The 18,163-nt window shown below is 40.5% G+C and carries 16 protein-coding genes; 2 read left to right on the top strand and 14 right to left on the bottom strand.

The genetic code is table 11. The annotated features are described in order from the left end of the window. Window positions 1-41: 41 nt before the first annotated feature. A complete protein-coding gene (locus tag ACXAEO_RS07710) occupies window positions 42-2,942 on the top strand; it encodes a bifunctional diguanylate cyclase/phosphodiesterase (RefSeq protein ID WP_474879889.1) in 2,901 nt (966 codons plus the stop codon). A 124-nt stretch (window positions 2,943-3,066) separates the two neighbouring features. Further along, a complete protein-coding gene (locus tag ACXAEO_RS07705) occupies window positions 3,067-3,621 on the top strand; it encodes a CBO0543 family protein (protein ID WP_474884029.1) in 555 nt (184 codons plus the stop codon). 2 nt (window positions 3,622-3,623) lie between these two features. On the opposite strand, the gene ACXAEO_RS07700 is transcribed toward ACXAEO_RS07705, so the two are convergent. From ACXAEO_RS07700 to xylB, 14 genes are all read right to left on the bottom strand, one after another. Next, a complete protein-coding gene (locus tag ACXAEO_RS07700) occupies window positions 3,624-5,126 on the bottom strand; it encodes an aminotransferase class V-fold PLP-dependent enzyme (RefSeq protein WP_474879888.1) in 1,503 nt (500 codons plus the stop codon). A 123-nt stretch (window positions 5,127-5,249) separates the two neighbouring features. Then, on the bottom strand, window positions 5,250-5,837 hold the full coding sequence (locus ACXAEO_RS07695; protein WP_474879887.1) for a TetR/AcrR family transcriptional regulator: 588 nt from the start codon (window positions 5,835-5,837) through the stop codon (window positions 5,250-5,252). 42 nt (window positions 5,838-5,879) lie between these two features. After that, complete coding sequence (locus ACXAEO_RS07690) at window positions 5,880-6,752, bottom strand: DMT family transporter (RefSeq protein WP_474879886.1); 873 nt, start codon at window positions 6,750-6,752, stop codon at window positions 5,880-5,882. Window positions 6,753-7,183: 431 nt separating this feature from the next. Next, on the bottom strand, window positions 7,184-7,912 hold the full coding sequence (nagB, locus tag ACXAEO_RS07685; protein WP_474879885.1) for a glucosamine-6-phosphate deaminase: 729 nt from the start codon (window positions 7,910-7,912) through the stop codon (window positions 7,184-7,186). 146 nt (window positions 7,913-8,058) lie between these two features. Beyond that, window positions 8,059-9,006, bottom strand: a complete 948-nt coding sequence (locus ACXAEO_RS07680) for a shikimate dehydrogenase family protein (protein WP_474879884.1) — start codon at window positions 9,004-9,006, stop codon at window positions 8,059-8,061. Window positions 9,007-9,025: 19 nt separating this feature from the next. Next, the gene (locus tag ACXAEO_RS07675; RefSeq protein ID WP_474879883.1) at window positions 9,026-9,997 is read right to left on the bottom strand and encodes a phosphotriesterase family protein; all 972 of its coding nucleotides are present in this window, start codon (window positions 9,995-9,997) and stop codon (window positions 9,026-9,028) included. 47 nt (window positions 9,998-10,044) lie between these two features. Next, window positions 10,045-11,031 carry an ABC transporter permease gene (locus tag ACXAEO_RS07670; RefSeq protein WP_474879882.1) on the bottom strand — a complete coding sequence of 329 codons (987 nt, stop codon included), beginning with the start codon at window positions 11,029-11,031 and terminating at the stop codon, window positions 10,045-10,047. 29 nt (window positions 11,032-11,060) lie between these two features. After that, window positions 11,061-12,542: a sugar ABC transporter ATP-binding protein gene (locus ACXAEO_RS07665; protein ID WP_474879881.1), complete on the bottom strand. Its 1,482-nt coding sequence runs from the start codon at window positions 12,540-12,542 to the stop codon at window positions 11,061-11,063. 71 nt (window positions 12,543-12,613) lie between these two features. Next, window positions 12,614-13,630, bottom strand: a complete 1,017-nt coding sequence (locus ACXAEO_RS07660) for a substrate-binding domain-containing protein (RefSeq protein ID WP_474879880.1) — start codon at window positions 13,628-13,630, stop codon at window positions 12,614-12,616. 64 nt (window positions 13,631-13,694) lie between these two features. Continuing rightward, window positions 13,695-14,351 (bottom strand): bifunctional 4-hydroxy-2-oxoglutarate aldolase/2-dehydro-3-deoxy-phosphogluconate aldolase, encoded by a 657-nt coding sequence (locus tag ACXAEO_RS07655; protein WP_474879879.1) that lies wholly within the window; start codon window positions 14,349-14,351, stop codon window positions 13,695-13,697. 55 nt (window positions 14,352-14,406) lie between these two features. Then, complete coding sequence (locus tag ACXAEO_RS07650) at window positions 14,407-15,342, bottom strand: phosphoglycerate dehydrogenase (protein WP_474879878.1); 936 nt, start codon at window positions 15,340-15,342, stop codon at window positions 14,407-14,409. A gap of 17 nt (window positions 15,343-15,359) precedes the next feature. Beyond that, the gene (locus tag ACXAEO_RS07645) at window positions 15,360-16,010 is read right to left on the bottom strand and encodes an HAD family hydrolase (RefSeq protein ID WP_474879877.1); all 651 of its coding nucleotides are present in this window, start codon (window positions 16,008-16,010) and stop codon (window positions 15,360-15,362) included. 17 nt (window positions 16,011-16,027) lie between these two features. After that, on the bottom strand, window positions 16,028-16,618 hold the full coding sequence (locus tag ACXAEO_RS07640; protein ID WP_474879876.1) for a glucose-6-phosphate isomerase: 591 nt from the start codon (window positions 16,616-16,618) through the stop codon (window positions 16,028-16,030). After that, a complete protein-coding gene (gene xylB, locus ACXAEO_RS07635) occupies window positions 16,593-18,152 on the bottom strand; it encodes a xylulokinase (protein ID WP_474879875.1) in 1,560 nt (519 codons plus the stop codon). Before xylB ends, ACXAEO_RS07640 begins: the two co-directional genes overlap by 26 nt. Window positions 18,153-18,163: the final 11 nt, after the last annotated feature.

The raw sequence follows: 18,163 nt of genomic DNA, 5'->3' as shown, positions 1-18,163 counted from the left end.
GCCTAACAAAGCTCTTATTCACCACAGGAAGGGGAAACAGAATGAAAAGCCCGTTTCAATCTGCAAATGAAGCATGGGGGTTTTGTTTGCTTACGGTTTTTGCCTTTTTAGGTAACTACTTCTCTATACAGCTATTTTCAGGTGTAGATTTTATATTTGGCTCCATCTTTATTTTTATCATTATTCATTATTATGGAACAAAACATGCGGTAGCGGCTGTGGCCATTTCCGGTATCTATCTCTGGTTTTTATGGAATAGTCCGTACGGTTTTTTAACTGTTATTTTAGAAGCCTGGCTTGTAGGCTGTTACTATCACCGCATGAAGCGAAACTTAATGGCAGGTGGCATTTTATTTCTACTAGTGATTGGGATGCCCTTTTCCTTTTTTACAACAACGCTTCTTTTACAGCTTGACTTTCTAAATGCGATTCTCATTATGCTAAAACAAGGGGTTAACGCCCTCTTTAATGTGTTAATCGCCCATTTAGGGATTTTATTGTTCGACTCTGTTTTACGCTCAAAGTCCCGACTGCAAGTATCCTTTCGGGAAATTTTATTTAATTTGCTGTTGCTGTTCTTTTTAGTCCCCCTTCTCTCCTTTTTGGTTTTCATTGGAAATGAGGAGATTGAAAAAGTACAGGAAGACATTGAAGAGCGAATTGACGATACAGCCAATGCGCTTATCATTCAAATGAATAACTTATACCATCGTCATGCCGCGCCTCTTACAGGCATTGCCAACAGCCTTGGAGTCATGGAAAAACGAGATGCTAGTTCCCTTCAATCGGATTTAATGATGGTCCAGCAATCTTTTCCTTCTTTTAAAATTGTCTATGTAACAGACGAACATGGAGAAGTGATGAGTAAACAATCGCGTTATGCTTTGAGAGATTATCCACTTAACTCTTTGCTCTACCCGTTCAAGCAAACGATGAACGGCCCATTTTTATCGAATGTGTTTGCAGCTGACCCATCAGCTTCCACCCCATTTGTTGCTATAAGCGTGCCGATTGAAAAACAAGGCTTTTTTAAAGGGTATGTGGTCGGCTATATTAAGCCTGTTACTTTTTTACAGACGATTCAAGAAACGGTAAAAGGAAATACGAAAGTCACATTTGTCGACCAGCAGGGACATGTCATCGTCTCCAATGATCGACAACAAAAGACGGTAGCACCAATCATCCATTCAGATGATGTTCTTTCGTTCGATCGTCTTCATAGTATGTATACAGATGGCGGGATTCCAGATTTATGGGAGTGGACTGAATTTTCATACAGCCGGCAAGTTCTCATCGGCTCTGAAGTTCCGTGGAAAGTGTATATTGAAGTACCGGTAAGTGATTACAAAAAAGAATTGTACGAAAAATACATTGGCTTGTTGTTTGCGGCGTTTCTTTTCTCCACCATTGCGTTGCTTTGTTCGTACATGCTGAGCTACTGGATTCAAAAGTCGCTTAAAGAAGTAGCGGCGTTGACGACCAATTTACCGGAAAAAATTCAACGCAACGAGAAAATTGATTGGCCGCGTGCATTCATTGCGGAAATTACGAGCATTATTGAAAATTTTAAAAGCACAGAGAACAAACTACAAAACATGTTCACTGAAGTCGTGGAAGCACATAAGCACTTAGAATATTTAGCTCACTATGACCCATTGACCAATGTCCATAATCGCGCTTACGTATTAAGTGCTTTTGAGAAAATGGCGACCGCCTCTTCTGCTAATGCGAACATTGCTATCTTTTTTATTGACCTTGACCGTTTTAAAATTGTTAATGATACGCTTGGACATCAAGCAGGGGATGCTTTACTCATTGATGTCGCCGAACGTCTGAAAGCGGTCTGCGGGATGCCTCATATTATTTCCCGCCTTGGAGGCGATGAGTTCATGATTCTGATTCCAGAGCTGAACGATTCAAGCGAGGTGGAAGCTCTTGCGCAAAAAATGGTGGAGGCTCTTTCAAATCCGTACTATTTAACAGGCGGCGAATATCATTTAACAGCAAGTATTGGCATTAGCATGTATCCCGACGATGGAGAAGATATTCATACATTAATCAAAAATGCTGACTTAGCTATGTACGTGGCAAAGGATAAAGGGAAAAACAATTATCAGTTTTATGATCAATCCATTCAGCACTCTATGTTGAAAAAGGTGGAGATTGAAAATGAATTGCGTCACGCGATTGAACGTCAAGAGCTGCATTTATACTATCAGCCGCAAATCGACTTAAAAACAGGAGAAATCATTGGTGCTGAAGCTTTATTACGCTGGATTCACCCGACTCTCGGATTCGTTTCACCAGCTGATTTCATTCCCATCGCCGAAGAAACTGGACTAATTATCGATATCGGAGAATGGGTGTTAGAAACGGCCTGCCATGAAGCGAAAACATGGCATAATGCGGGATGGGATTCATTAAATGTGTCTGTCAATATTTCAATGAAGCAATTTATGCATGATAACTTAATCCCTTCGATTACGTCCGCCCTGCAAGCAAGCGGTTTGGATGCGCGTCATTTGAAAGTGGAAATTACAGAAAGTATTGCCATGTCACAACCGGAAATGGTTCAAGAAAAGCTTCGTCTGCTTAAAAAGTTTGGTGTTGAATTGGCGCTTGATGATTTTGGAACGGGTTATTCATCGCTTCATTACTTAAAGAATCTTCCGGTTGATTTCTTGAAAATTGACCGTTCTTTCATTCAAGATATTCATGCTAAACAAAATGATGTGGCCATTGTGAAGGCACTGGTAGACATGGCCCACAGTCTCGGAATGACCGTTGTCGCTGAAGGGGTCGAAAGTAAAGACCAACAACAGACCCTTCAAGATATTGCTTGTGATCAACTGCAAGGGTTTGTGTTCAGCAGACCGCTTCCAGGGTTGCAACTGCAGGCACTGTTTCAAGAAAATCTCTCGATGGTTTCATCAACCGCTTAAAGTAAAGCCGGCCGTCATGCCCCTAGGGTATAACGACCGGCTTTTATTAAACATTCGGATAGAAAAGAAGAAATTTGTATAAAATAATGTCATCATCTGTTTGTTCAAAGGATTGAGTGTATTGATGAATCAACATAACTTAATGAAAAGCGAAGATTTCTTAAAGAAGACGATTTCATTGCGTGAACGCCATTGGCAGGAAGAAGCGGTTTTTTCCTTTAGCTGGTGGTTTTTATTGTTTTCTTTTCTACTCTTACTAATTGTCTGGCTCAAGGTTGTAGACAAAAGCAAGCTTAGCAGAATCTTGCTGGTCGGGACATTTACGTTCATTATTGCCAGCTTTTTAGATATTTTAGGAGCCGAGTTTCTTTTATGGGACTATCCGGTCATGCTTTTTCCATGGGGACCGCGCCTATTAGCGGTCGATATTATGATTGCGGTTTTTTATATGCTCGTTTATCAGTTTTTTACAAGATGGCGTTTCTTTCTCATGGCCGCCTTTCTATTGTCCATGCTGTTTACATTTGTATTTGAGCCAATTGCCGAATGGTTGAACATCTATCATGTCATTGCTTGGAAAAAATGGTATTCCTTTTGTCTCTATATTGTCATTTTGGCACTCGTGAAAGCACTCGTCGATTGGATTTACAAGTTTCAAGCCCGTTTTTCCGAAGAGTGAACTCATTCGTTCAAGCGAAAAAGGGCGTCTATATCCCCTCTTTGATGATGAACATAAAAATAATCATTGCTAGTCGGGTCATATACATAATCGTTCTTCCATTGTTCAATCTGTTTGATAATTTGGTTCATTGCGTGGAGGAATCCATAGATTTCTTCATTCGTCATCGTTGGATGAAGAGAAAAGCGAATCCATCCAGGCTTTAAGGATAAATCCCCTTCGTCAATTTTATCCGTAATAATTTTCGAGTGCTGCTGGTCAAGATTGAAGAGGAAATGTCCGTACGTACCGGCACATGAGCATCCGCCCCGTACTTGATAGCCGAACCGATCATTTAAGAGTCGAACAATGAGATTGTAGTGAATGTTTTCCACACAAAACGAAACAATCCCTAACCGGTTGTGTTTCCTTTCTTCTAAGACGTGTATTCCGTGGATTGCCTTTAAACCTGAGAGAAGAATGTGAAGCAATTCTTTTTCCCGTTTGATTATGTTAGACACACCCATTTGTTCTTTTAATTTCACACATAATGCAGCTCGTATTCCTTGCAAAATGCCAGGTGTTCCCCCGTCTTCTTTTATTTCGATATTAGCTACATATTGATGCTCTCCCCATGGATTGGTCCATGTCACCGTTCCACCCCCTGGATGATCCGGTATTTGATTTTGATACATTCTCGAATCAAACACGAGGACGCCGCTTGAACCTGGTCCTCCTAAAAATTTATGGGGAGAAAAGAAAATACCGTCCAGCTTTTCCATCGGGTCTTTTGGATGCATATTAATGTCTACATATGGAGCAGATGCTGCAAAGTCGACAAAGCATAAGCCTCCATGTTCATGCATTTTTCTCGCTAATTGATGATAAGGGGACAAAATACCCGTCACGTTCGAACACGCGGAAAACGAGCCGATTTTCCATTTTCGATGCTGAAAGGCTTGAAGCTGTTCCTCCAGTTGTTCAATATCAACTTCTCCGTCATTTGGCTCGAGTATTACAACATCACCAATGGATTCAAGCCACGTCGTATGGTTCGAGTGATGTTCCATATGCGTAAGAAAAATAACCGGCCGCTCTTCCTCTGGCAATACAATAGTATTCTTCCATTTTTCTGGCAATCGAAACCCTAATATTCGAAGCAGCTTATTAATCGCCGATGTCATCCCGAACCCGTCGAGGATGATGACATCATGCTCATCAGCTTGAACATGGTTTTTAATAATGGTTTGTGCTTCTTTATACGCACAAGTCATGATGGAACTTGTGATGTTAGATTCGGTATGGGTGTTCGCCATGAACGGGCCAAATACTTCCGTTATTTTTCGTTCAATCGGAGCATACAACCGTCCGCTTGCTGTCCAGTCCGCATACATAATCGTTCGTTTTCCGTATGGAGAATCAAAGGATTGGCCGTTTCCAATAATTTGCTTTCGGAATGGCTGAAAATACGTTTCAAGATTACTCTCAAATTCGTATGTCCTGCTCCCGACACTTGCTTTAATCAACGCTCTCCCTCCTTTTCGTTCTTTTCCATGTATTATCATATGATGAAAAAAAGAGAGCGGTTATGCCGAACATTCTAGACCTTTGAAGGATGATTCAGGAGATTTAAAGAAAACAGCCCTACGTCATGAATGGCGTAAGGCTGTTTGAATGATTAATTGAGCGGTCTCTTTTGCTGAAGCAATGCCGTTAGGTGATAGATTCATTGAGTACGTCACTACGACTCCTTCATGCAGTACGAGTAGCAGTTCTCCTACTTGTTCCGCATTTTGAAGTTTTAATTCTGTTAAAAATGTAACAAACAGCTGTTTCAGCCATCTCTTCTCTTCCATAATGACTTCTCTTCCTGGATGAGACTCTTCTGATAGCTCCGCTAATGCATTTACAAAAGCACAGCCTCGCTGATTTTTCGTGATTAACCAATGCTCTAATGCATCAAACACACTTAAAATTTTTTGTAGCGGCTGATCATCCGGTATCCGGTTCAAATAGTCTTCTAATTGCGTTTTCCATTGCTGGTCCCGATTTTTCAAATAGGCGACGATTAACTGATCTTTCGAACCAAAGCGATCATATAACGTCTTTTTCGTCACACCAGCTTCATTAGCAATGGTTTCAACCCCAATGGAATGGATTCCCTTCCAATAAAACAAATGGGAGGCTGTTTCTAAAATTTTGACAGCCGCAGGGGTCATTTTTGTCTGTTCAGTCATCTACCTTCCCCCTCTTAACATCCTGTTTTCTTATGTCAATGGTTACGCTTGATCTATTCTGACGACCCATACACTTATTAAACATAATACCATGCCGACAATCGTTAAAAAACCAATTCGATCGCCGAACATAAGAAAAGTCCATAGCATTGTGACAGGAGGTGTTAAATAAATAAGACTGCTCACTCGTGTCACACTGCCTAATTTCAAATTTAACCAATAAAAGCCGTAGCCGCCGATGGTTGAAAAGCCTGCAAGCCATCCTACCGACAGCCAAAAACCTGTAGTATGAGGCGGAGTTGTATGGTTTGTCATGAAAGCAATACCTGTGAAAAGAACGGCGCTGATGAACGTTTGAATAAACAATGCATCACCGAGCGAGACAGATTGCTTTCGATTTTTTTCATATAAAGTGGCACATACTAAACTAATCATAGCGAAAAACGACAAAGCATACGCCCATAAAGGGACTTGAGCGGATGTGCCTAAATCTTCATAGACGACAAATAACACTCCGAAAATTCCTAACAGCAACCCTCCCCATTGCTTTCTCGTAGTTGTTTCTTTTAAAAGCGGACCTGCTAAGGCAGCAGCTGTAATTGGCTGAAGGGTCGTGATTAAGTTAGAAGTCCCCGCTGAAACCCCATGTTCAACAGATAAAAACACACAGTACAGATAGCCGCCTTGAGCAAAGAGACCAATCAGTGCTTGAGAAAGAATGCTCTTCAATGATAATCTTTTTCGTTGTGTCCAAACCCACCAAGTCCCTAAAATAACCGTGGCGACGATGAACCGCCACATTAATACGGTCATTGAATTCGCTTCAGCCGTCCCTAATCGTGCGCCAATAAATCCGGAACTCCACATCATCACAAATCCAACCGCCGCTAAGATGTTCACCTGTTTTGCCCCCATTTTTGATCTCCTCCAAAAGTAAACTGTTCGGTATAGTACGTTTCCATCTAACCATACCGGTCGGTTTACTGTCAATGATAAAACTTGAAGGATAACTCATATTTTGTGCCATTTTGCTTTTCCTTGATTGCATTAAAAAAAGCTATGCACCATTGCACAGCTTTTTCTCATACAGCTTAACTGCCATTTATAATAACTCCGCCATATACCGCTTCTTTGCCACAAAGTACGCCCATTCTTTAAAGCCAATTTCTTTCAGTCGCTGTTGAACAAGTTCGAATTCATCTCCAACCCGCTCTGGTGTATGAACATCGGAGCCAAATGTTACTTTTACCTTGTGAAAAAGCGCGCGCTCCAGTAAATCGTCTCCTCTTTAGAAGATAGATTCATTGAATGAAAGAAAACCCCCACCGATGGAAGTGTAGTTTCCTTTATTGGAATGTATCAATCGTACTTCGATCAACAATGACGGTTACATTTGGATGCTGATGTAACACAGATGCAGGAAAATTGATTGAAATCTCTTGTTGTAAGAATACTTTATAGGCTTCTGATTTTCCCTCTCCGGTCACCATTAAAATAATTTCCTTACTCTCCATCATAGTCCCTATCCCCATTGTAATAGCGGTTACAGGTACTTCACTCGAGGTTGGAAAATGACGGGCGTTCATTTGACGGGTTTCTTCGGTCAATTCGATAAGATGAGTGGTCGACTGAAAAGAGGTACCTGGTTCATTGAAGCCGATATGCCCATTATGACCAATTCCTAACAATAGCAAATCGATGGGGCCAACGTTTTTAATTACATGATCATAGCGCTCGCATTCATGGTAGGTATTACTTGCTAAACCATTTGGAATATGTATGTTTTCTCTTTTTATATCAATATGATTAAATAAATGGTGATTCATGTAATACATATAGCTATTAAAATCGTCTTTCCCTAACCCTACATATTCATCAATGTTAATTGATTGAACTTTTTCGTAAGATACTTTGCCTTGTTTAAAATCTTTGACCATTTCTTTATACGTACCAATTGGGGTACCTCCCGTTGGTAAACCAAGAACAAGATTTGCTTTTTGGTGGAGTCGCTGAAGCGTCAATTCCGCTGCTTTTTTACTCATTTCCTCATAGTTTACGGTTTCAATAAATTTCATTCTAATCACCCCGCTGATTTTCTAGACAATGTTCCATTTTAATGATGGTACTAATTTGAAAAAGGGAATCTTTTCGGAATCACTCCATATAGGATTCCCCTTTCGCTTTCTATAACGGGTACTCTCTTTTTCTTGTTAAAAATTCTTTATTTTACAGCATTCAAATCGGCTGCAATCACTTCAAGAATTTTAAAAGTTGGTTCATCCATATTTACGTTAAATACTTCCGAGATAACTTGTGTCCAGCCGTGGATAAAATAAATCCAGCCATCCTCAACATGGAGTTGATTTACATCACCCTGCTTAATGGCTTGATGCATAAATAATAGATCGCCGCGGTAATTTAATTCCCAGACAAGACTGTTTTTAGGGAAAAAGCCGTCATTTGTAAGCGGCGAACCAGGACGATCTTTTCCTAATCCTGTTGCATTAACCACAAAAGAATAGGGCTTTAAACCTTTTAATAGACGATCGTTTTCTTCAGTTGTTTCAGCAAGATGATATTCAATCGGTACTTCTGTGTTTACTTGTTCTATAATACGTTTCATCGAATCTAAACGAGGTTGACTGCGATTTGAAACATAAATTTTAGACGGTACATTGCGGCCATTTTTCTTATCAAGCAAATTGGAAGCAATTGCGATCGCACTGCCTCCAGCTCCCATAATGAACACTTCGCCGTTGTGCTGTTCCCAATAGTTTTCTGGTATGAATGCTTGCATAGCAAGTCCGCTTGAAATATGATCTTTTGCATGTCCAATCAACTTACCGTTACGTTTTGAAATACATGAAAGTTCTCCAAAAAGCTGGGCATACGAATCCAGTTCATCAAATAAATCTTTAGCTGCCTCATACAGATCGATTTTATGGGTTGTGACTAAAGCGCCCATTGACAGATCATCACTTTTTAAAAATTGTACAACTTCACGATATACACTGCGCTCGGCATGAATATCAATATCAATCCCTTTTATCACGACATCTTTTAACCCAAGCGCTTTTGCCCAAAGTGGAAATAGTTTCATAATGGATGATTGAGATGTTGTGACGCCAATAAAGTAAAATGTAGGTTGTACAGCAGCTTCAAATTTCATTTTCCAGTTCCCCCTTTGATTATGTAGCTGTTTGAACAGCTAATGCCCTTCCAGCATTCCAGTTTGTTAGTTTATGAATTGCTTGTTCATTAACACCTTGTTGATTTAACGTATAAAGGAAATCATCCAAAATATAATCAAGTCCTATTTCGCCGCCGTAGCTTTTTAAACGCTGTCTTGTCGTATCCAAACTGATTAATAATGAATCTTCATACCCTTGTTCAACCATGTGATAAATTAATTTTGCCTCTACTTCATCGCTATGATATTTCAATCTTCCAACCGTATCGTATTCAAGGAAAACGCCCGCTTGAGCAATTTCGCTATGCAGTTGATAATCATGGTGTGTTCGGTCAAGATGACATAAAATGATGCTTGTTGGAGAAATACCACGATCTGTCAAGAAGCGGATGACTTCAAATGGATCGGAGTTTTGTTCAATATGAACCATAATGGGCAGTCCTGTCTTCAAGGCAGCTTGGGCTGCTGCCTCGAACAAATTAATGTAATGACCCTTTATCCCGAATGAATCCACGGCAGTTTTAATCATCCCAGACTTCGCCTCAATTTTTCTTACCGGAAGATGACGATCACCATCTATATACATCCCATGTTCGATTTCTTCAATAAATAAGTCAGCTAATTGTTCCACTGAAAAATGATGAATCCAATGATTCTCCCAATAGAACATCAATTTATGAAAACCAGTGGAAGCGATAATGTTGAGATGGGTATCTACCGCTGCTCTCATGAGCCATTCAGCCATTCTTCCCGCTCCAATAGGCTGGGCATCGACAATGGTTTTTCCGCCTTTTTTCTTGAAGATCGAAAGCTCATCTACCGTTTTGTCATAATCGTTTATAGATAAGGCAGGATTCTTCTCTGTTGCAGCATTCACTGCAAGAAATAAATGTTCGTGGCATTGACAATGCCCAAGTAAATTCACATTTTGTTTTCCGAGCACGGTTTGTACATATCGTTCAGTTATCATGAATTTTTCTACATCCTTTTCTAAATTTCATGATTCTATTTTTTCTACTATGAGCGGCGTTTTTGAATTTGATCAAAGAACACAACCGCTAGTAATAAGAACCCGATAGCAATCTGCAACCAAAAAGGTTGGATTCCGAGAAGATTTCCGGCATTTCGAAGAGTCGACATAATAAACGCGCCAATGACTGTACCGATGATACTCCCTTGTGCCCCGAATAAACTTGCGCCACCAATAACCGCTGAGGCAATAGCATCAAGTTCGTACCCTTCACCGGCTGTCGGAATACCGCTCGCAAGGCGTGTCGTTAAAAGAAAACCAGCAATGGCTGATAAAATTCCCGCAATTCCATACGCACCATATGTCGTCATCCGAACATTTACACCGGATAGACGTGCTGATTCTTCACTACTTCCAATACTAAATAAATTTCGCCCAAACACGGTAAAACGAATCATTAATGCACCAAGAACGGCAATGATAATCATAACCATTAATAAAAATGGAATGCCAAGCACCGAGGATTCTGCAATTTTCGTTACTTCTTTAGGCAAACCGCTTATAATCCGTCCTTCGCTCGTTAACAGCGTAGCACCGCGTACAATCGTCATCGTTCCCAGTGTTGCGATAAACGGGGTGATTTTTGCCTCATAAATAAGGGCTCCATTTAGTGCACCAATTAACAAACCGACTAGCATCACAACAATGAACGTCACAAACAGCGAGTGCCCTGCGACAAGAAACTGTGCGGATACGACACTTGCAATTCCTAATGTCGCACCAACGGAAAGGTCAATTCCTTTTGTAATAATAACAAGAGTTTGAGCAATGGCTACAATTCCAATAATCGCAGTCTGCCTTCCAAGGTTGGATAAATTATCAATAGATAAAAAACGAGAATCTAAAATAAAGATAACGCCCCACATGGCAAGTAAAACGAGAGGCAATGAAAGTTTTGAAATTAACTCTTTCATATTTTTATTGTTTTTCAGCGGATAACTTTTTGCTGGTAACGAGACGTCTGTTTTTTGCATGTATTTTTCCCTCCAATCATTTCGGCACTTTACTTATAAGCAGCTCGCATGATTTCCATATCGTTGAAATCATCACGAGAAAATTCACCTGTTATTCGCCCATTGCTCATAACTAAAATGCGATCAGCCACTTCCATAATTTCTGGTAAATAAGAAGAACAATAAATAACCGATTTTCCTTCGTCTGCAAGTTGGCGAGAAATGCGGAATATATCACGTCTTGCCCCCACATCAATCCCTGCTGTTGGTTCATCTAAAAGCAAAACATCTGTCGTGTCATCAATCCACTTGGCTACCACCACTTTTTGCTGATTTCCGCCACTTAACCCGTCAATGTGCTGATTGAGACTGCTGTATTTAACATTAAAGCCTTCTAATAACTCAAGAGCATGTGCTTTTTCATGTTGTGGAGAAGTAAAGCCGGCTTTCGCAAAGTTGCGATAGGTCGCGATATTGGCATTGACAAAAATGGACATTCTTGGCAAGTAACCTTCTGTTGCACGATCTTCAGGTACAAAGCCAATCCCTTTTTTAATAGAATCGCGGGGGGATGTCGGTTTAAAGGCTTGACCCTTCAGATAAACTTCTCCAGATTGAGGTTTCATTTCACCAAAAATTCCTTTTAGCATTTCGCTTTTTCCGGCTCCGACAAGACCAAACAATCCCACCACTTCTCCCTGATTCACATGAAACGAAATATCTTTATAATAAGGTTTGTTCGTAAGGGTGTTGACACGAAGCGCTTCCCCTTTTAACTCAGCAGGATAATAGACATCATCATTTGTATGAACCTTCCCTGAAATGGCTTCAATTAGTTCTTCATTCGTTAATTGATCAACTGACTTTGTCCATATTTTGCTTCCATCTCGTAAAACTGTTGCACGATCACAAATGGCGAAAATTTCTTCTAATTTGTGAGAGATATAAATAATGGAGACGCCTTTAGCCACTAAATCTCGTAAAATCTTAAATAAACGCTGCACATCATCTTCTGCCAATAAAGCAGTTGGCTCATCTAAAATTAACACATTGGCGTTTTTTGATAAGGCTTTGGCGATAGCGACAATTTCTTGATCGGCAATTTTCAAATTGTTTAAGCGTGTCATCGGATCCAGTTCAATCCCCGCTTTTTCGAGGGCTTGATGAGTTAATTCCTTTGCTTTTTTGTAATTCACTACACCATATTTACGCGGCAAATTGCCCATTAAAATATTTTCCATTACCGTTACGCCAGGGGCCAGCTTTAAATCTTGATACACAACAGAAATTCCTAATGCATCTAGTTCATTTACTTGTATAAAAGAATGACTTTTATTGCTCACTACAATTTCACCGCCGTCCGGACGGTATGCCCCAGTCAAAATTTTGATTAACGTACTTTTTCCAGCGCCATTTTCTCCTAGCAAGGCATGGATTTCACCTGGTTGGACGTCAAAGTCTACTCCTTTTAACGCATACGTCCCTTTGAATGTTTTGACGATGTTTTTCATTTCAATCAATGACTGATTCAATTTCCAAGCCTCCTTTTACATAGATTCCTAGAAAGAAAATAGTTTCTAGGAATCTACAATCTGTAACACTCCTAGCGTTTTTCTGGATATAACAGTTTTTGAATTTCCTCTTCTTCGAAGTTCTCCTGCGTTACAATGGTCGCTCCCGTATCAATTTCTTTTTCCGTCGTTCCCCCTTCAATCGCTGTCACGACTGTATTGACACCTTCATAACCCATTCCAAACGGATCTTGAACAATTAGCGCATCAATTGCTCCCGATTTTAACGAATTGATTTCTTCTTCATCGCCGTCATACGCAATGACAGGCACTTTATCCGTCAACTTCCGCTCCGTAACTGCACGTGCCACACCAATTCCCGTGTGATTATTATCTGCAAAGAAGCCTAGTAAATCCGGTTTGCTTGTTAAAAGGTCTTCTGCTGCTCCCAATGCTTTTGTAATATCGTTGTCAACATAGCGAATTTCGAGCGGTTTAATATCCGGGGCGATTTCCTTTAATCGATCAATAAATCCATTGTCGCGGTCGATTAATACTTGCACACCGGCCATTGCACTAATAATCGCAACCTCTCCCTTTAATTCTTTTCCTTGTGCTTTTAATTCTTCTACAAACTGATCGGCACCTAATGCGCCGCCTTTTACATTATCAGTTGCCAAGAAACTGGCGAATTGGTCCGTATTGACACGATTGTCTACTAAAACGACCGGAATATCTGCGCCCATCGCTCTTTCAATTCCAGGAACGCTCGCATCAGAACTTGTTGATGCAATAACAATTCCATCCGGCTTTTGGGAAATGACATTTTCTAAAATGGCAATTTGATCATCGATGTCTGCTTCAGAAGGCGGGCCATATGTAGTAACATGAACTTTTCCTTCTGAATCCTTTGCTGCTTTTTCTGATCCTTGCAAAACAGTTTGCCAAAAATCGGAATCAGTTGCCTTTACGATAACAGCAATTTCATATGCGTCTTTGCCACCGTCTTCTTTCTTTCCTGAATTGCTGTCGCCTCCTGTTGATTGACTGCAAGCAGATGCAAAGACTAAAGGAAACGCCAAAGTGAATAATAACCCCCATTTTTTCATGTACAAATTCCCCCTGTGTTTTTTGTAATTGAACTCGCTTTTATAAGGAGGCACTCTCCCTCCTTTAATTGAATACGGCTTTCCCTCTTACAAATTCAACCTGTTGGATTAGCTGACGGGCATAAGCGGAAATTTTCGATTCATCCAAATCTTTCCCCCCGGCCTTTGCTAAATTGCTGCCGATTCCCACTGCCACCGCACCTGACTTGATCCATTCGGCAATGTTTTGTTCATCCACGCCTCCTGTTGGCATAACATTGACTTTTGGAAGCGGTCCTTTCATATTTTTAATATATGCTGGACTAGCCTGATCGCCTGGGAACAATTTCACGATGTCGCACCCCATCTCAAGAGCCTGAATCGTTTCATTGATGGTAAAGACCCCTGGCATAACTGGGATTTGATAGCGATTACAAACTTTAATAATCTCCGGATTAAAATATGGACTAACAATGAATTCTGCTCCCGCGTGAATGCCGTTGATAGCCGTTTCCGGATCAAGAACTGTTCCCAAACCGATTACGGCTTCCTCTGCCCACGGCTGCTGTTTCATTTCTTTTAATACATCAATCGCTCCAGGAACTGTCATCGTAATTTCAATTCCTCTAATCCCTCCGTGGAAAGCGGCTCTTGCGACTTTCAGAACTTCTTGTCGATTTCCTCTTAATACAGCCACAACACCTGATTCTACTAACGAAGAAATGGTTTGAATTTTATCCAACTGCCTTCTCTCCTTTTGAGTGTCGAAGTCGGAGGGGATCCCTCATGACCAATGACTAAGCTTTTTGAACGTTACTAAAATACTTCAAAACATTTTCGGTCGATTGCCTTGTCATCCTTTGCACGGCTTCAACGCTGGCTGAAGCATTATGTGGTGTTAAAATGACATTGTCGAGCTGGAATAACATTGAATGTTCCGGAGGTTCATGTTGGAAGACATCCAATGCCGCACCAGCAATCTCCCCATTTTTCAATGCTTTGTATAAAGCCTCTTCATCAATAATTCCCCCACGAGCTGTATTGATGAGTAAGCAGTTTTCTTTCATTTCGGTGAGCTCCGCCCCACTAATTAAATGTTTTGTGTCAGGGGTAAGTGGCAGATGCATGGTTATAACATCACTTTCTTTGAATACCGTTTCTAAATCAGCAAACGTAACCCCAGCCTGTTCAGCAAGTTGATAATTCGGATAAGGGTCATAAGCGACTACTTCCATATCAAACCCTTTTGCCCGTCTTGCCACCGCACTCCCGATTGCCCCCAGTCCGAGAATGCCAAGCTTCTTTCCGAACAGTTCCATCCCCACTGTTTTTTTCCATTTCCTGTTCATCACTAAGTCGCGATGGCTATTGGCAATATGTCTCGCTAATGACAGCATTAAACCAAAGGTATAATCGGCAACAGCTTCTGTATTGACACCAGGGGTATTCAGGATGGTAATGCCTTTTTGTTCAGCACATGCTCGATCAATATTATCCGTCCCAACTCCATACTTTGAAATTAGCTTTAATTGTTCTGCCTTTTCTAATATCCTTTTTGATATATGATCAGTACCTATCAATAAGGCATCTGCATCTTTCACAATGGCTATCAATTCCTCTTCAGAAAGTGGCCCCTCTTTTCTAATTACTTCCATGTCATTATTTTTCCACATATCCCAAACCTCTGGATCGAACATTCCGTACGATCGCGGTGTAATCACAACTTTTGGCATTTTCCTCACCCTTTTGTCTATTCCAATAAATTTAATAAATCCGTAAATGTATGAATATGGTAGTCTGCTTCTGCAATCTCTGATACATCTCCAAAGCCAAAATGACAACCAATCGTTTTTAGCCCATTTTTCTTTCCTGCTTCAATATCTGAAGTACGATCTCCAATCATGACGGCATCCTTCCCCGCTTCTTCTAGTAGCATGGAAACAAGCTCAACTTTATTTTTTGTTTGATGAAGCCCAGCACTATAAACTCCATTAAAATACGATTGTATTTCATAGCGTTCTAATACTCTTTGTACATAGAGAGCACCGCCGTTGCTAGCCACATATAAAGAATATCCCTTGTTCGCAAGTTCACTTAATGTCTCCTTAACATCAGGAAACAACTGTCCCTCTATGCCTAAAAGCTCTCCTTCGATTTGCTCTAACAAATAAAGGGCTTGTCTAATCGTATTTTCGGATGCCTTATCAAGTAATGATGTGAAGATGTCTTTACCAGTTAAACCAATTAAAGACTTGATTTGTTCATCCGTCCAACTTTGGTCGGAACAAATCCCTTCTTCTACTAATGCTTGCAATGTCTTTTTAAATGTTTGATAGGATAGTTGTTCACTGTCAAATAATGTGCCATCTACATCAAAAATCAATGTTCGTTCCTTTAACATGTGAGGGAACCTACCTTTTATTGAACGGTCTTGTAGCGAGGGTTATCGATTAGTTTGGCTTCGCCATTCTCTTCCACCGATAGTTTGACAAACCCTTCTGTTTCAATTCCGCCGTAATCATGACCCGCATCTCCTGGATACGCAGCAAAGAAGACAAATGGCTCATCACCTGTATTAACTGTGCGGTGTGCCCATTCTGGAGCAACATATGCAACAGTTCCCGGAATCATTTCAATCATGTCAAATTCACCGTCTTTTGTCTGTAAAATCAATTGCCCTTTTCCTTTCAAACAGAAATAAATTTCGGCACGATCTAAAATTTCATGATAATGTCCTTTTGTCATAAAATATTCGTCTCCGACTTTTCCCGGGTACAAAATGGTGACACAATGCTGAATATGCGCAATGGTTTCCGGCACTTCGACATTAAACACTTCATAAATGAGCGGGTCCTCTTTCAATAGTTGGTTAGCAGCGCTTTGATCTAAATACATCTCTGCCATGTGAGACAACTTACGTGTAATGATTTTTCCTTTCGGATCAAGTTCCCCTGTATCAAAGTTGTACATGGTTGCAAATGATTTATATTTGTTGTTTAATTTCGTCATGTTCTTCCACTCCTGTTAATGTAAATTGATTTAATTGTTGGTAAATTGGAACAAGCTGATGATAAGACTCTTCGAAATTATCGAAAAATTCTTTGTACTTCTCATGATTTCTTGGAATAGGTGTATGTACAGTTGCTCGTTTCACCCATTCTTTCCCTGAAGAGAAATCTTTTAATAATCCAACCCCTACACCGCCAGCAATCGCCGCTCCCATAGAAGTCGCTTCATCTAATTTTTGCGGCACATAAATATCAACGCCATATATATCCGCTAAAATTTGCCGCCACACGTCACTTTTTGCACCTCCTCCGAGAATCCACATGTGATGAATAGGCAAATTAGCCTTTAAAAAAGTATCAAGGACAATTTTTAAATTGAATCCGACCCCTTCCATTACAGCTCTGGTCATATCACCGCGTGTATGCTTCATATGAAGCCCGATAAACGCACCTCTAGCATCTGGACTCCATCTTGGTGATCGTTCACCTAACAAATACGGTAAATAAATCAATTTGTTGGCGCTTACATTGGATTCCATTGCTTCTTGATTCATGACTTCATATACGGAATGAGTTCCATATTCTTGCCTGTAAAATTGATCTCTAATCCATTGAAGTGATGCACCTCCAGCCTGCATCGTCCCATTTGGCGAATATTTCGTGCTATCTAAGTGAATCCATGTATACGTTTTCATTTCTGGGTCAAATACAGGTTCTTTGGAGGCTGCCGCTATCCAAGCAGACGAACCGATATAATTGAATGCCTCTCCCTCATCTATCACGCCTGCTCCAACTGCAGCACACACCCCATCACCGCCACCAATTACGACGGAAGTGCCAGGAAGTAACCCTGTTTCGATTGCTGCTTTCTCTGTCACTCCACCAACCACTTCTGTAGAGGAATAAAGCGAGGGAAGTTTTTGACGATCGATTCCCCATGCGTCAATAATTTCATCGGACCATTCTTTTTTAGTAATATCAAGTAGATTTGTGCCAGAAGCATCTGAATAATCGGTTGCAAATATCCCCGTCAGTTTGTAAACTAAGAAATCTTTTGCTTGTAGCATTTTATGTGCCCTTTTATATAGGTCTGGTTTATGATTTTTAATCCAGACCATCTTGGCTCCTGAATAAGACGAACTGATGCGATGACCTGTGATTTGATAGCCGCGTTTCATCCCGATAATTTCTAGTAAATCACGAGCTTCTTGTTCAGCTCGCATATCCGCCCATATAATGGCGTTTTGTAACGGCTCCCCTTGTTCATTTACTAGCACACACCCCATCATTTGACCACTAAAAGTTATACAAGCAATGTCGGCACTTGATATATCAGTTTTGGCTAATAATGATTTTGTTGATATACAAACCGCCTGCCACCAGTCATGTGGATTTTGTTCCGCCCATCCAACTTGTGGCAGTACTGTTTCATAGGCATAGAATGTGCTGGCAATAATATCGCCTTCCCTCGAGAACAATGTTGCTTTATTGCCTGTTGTTCCTATATCATGTGCCAAAATGACCGTTTTCCCCATTAAACATCCCC

The organism is Bacillus sp. ABA4_010, assembly GCF_056159105.1.
This window is presented reverse-complemented; position numbering and strand designations above follow the sequence as displayed.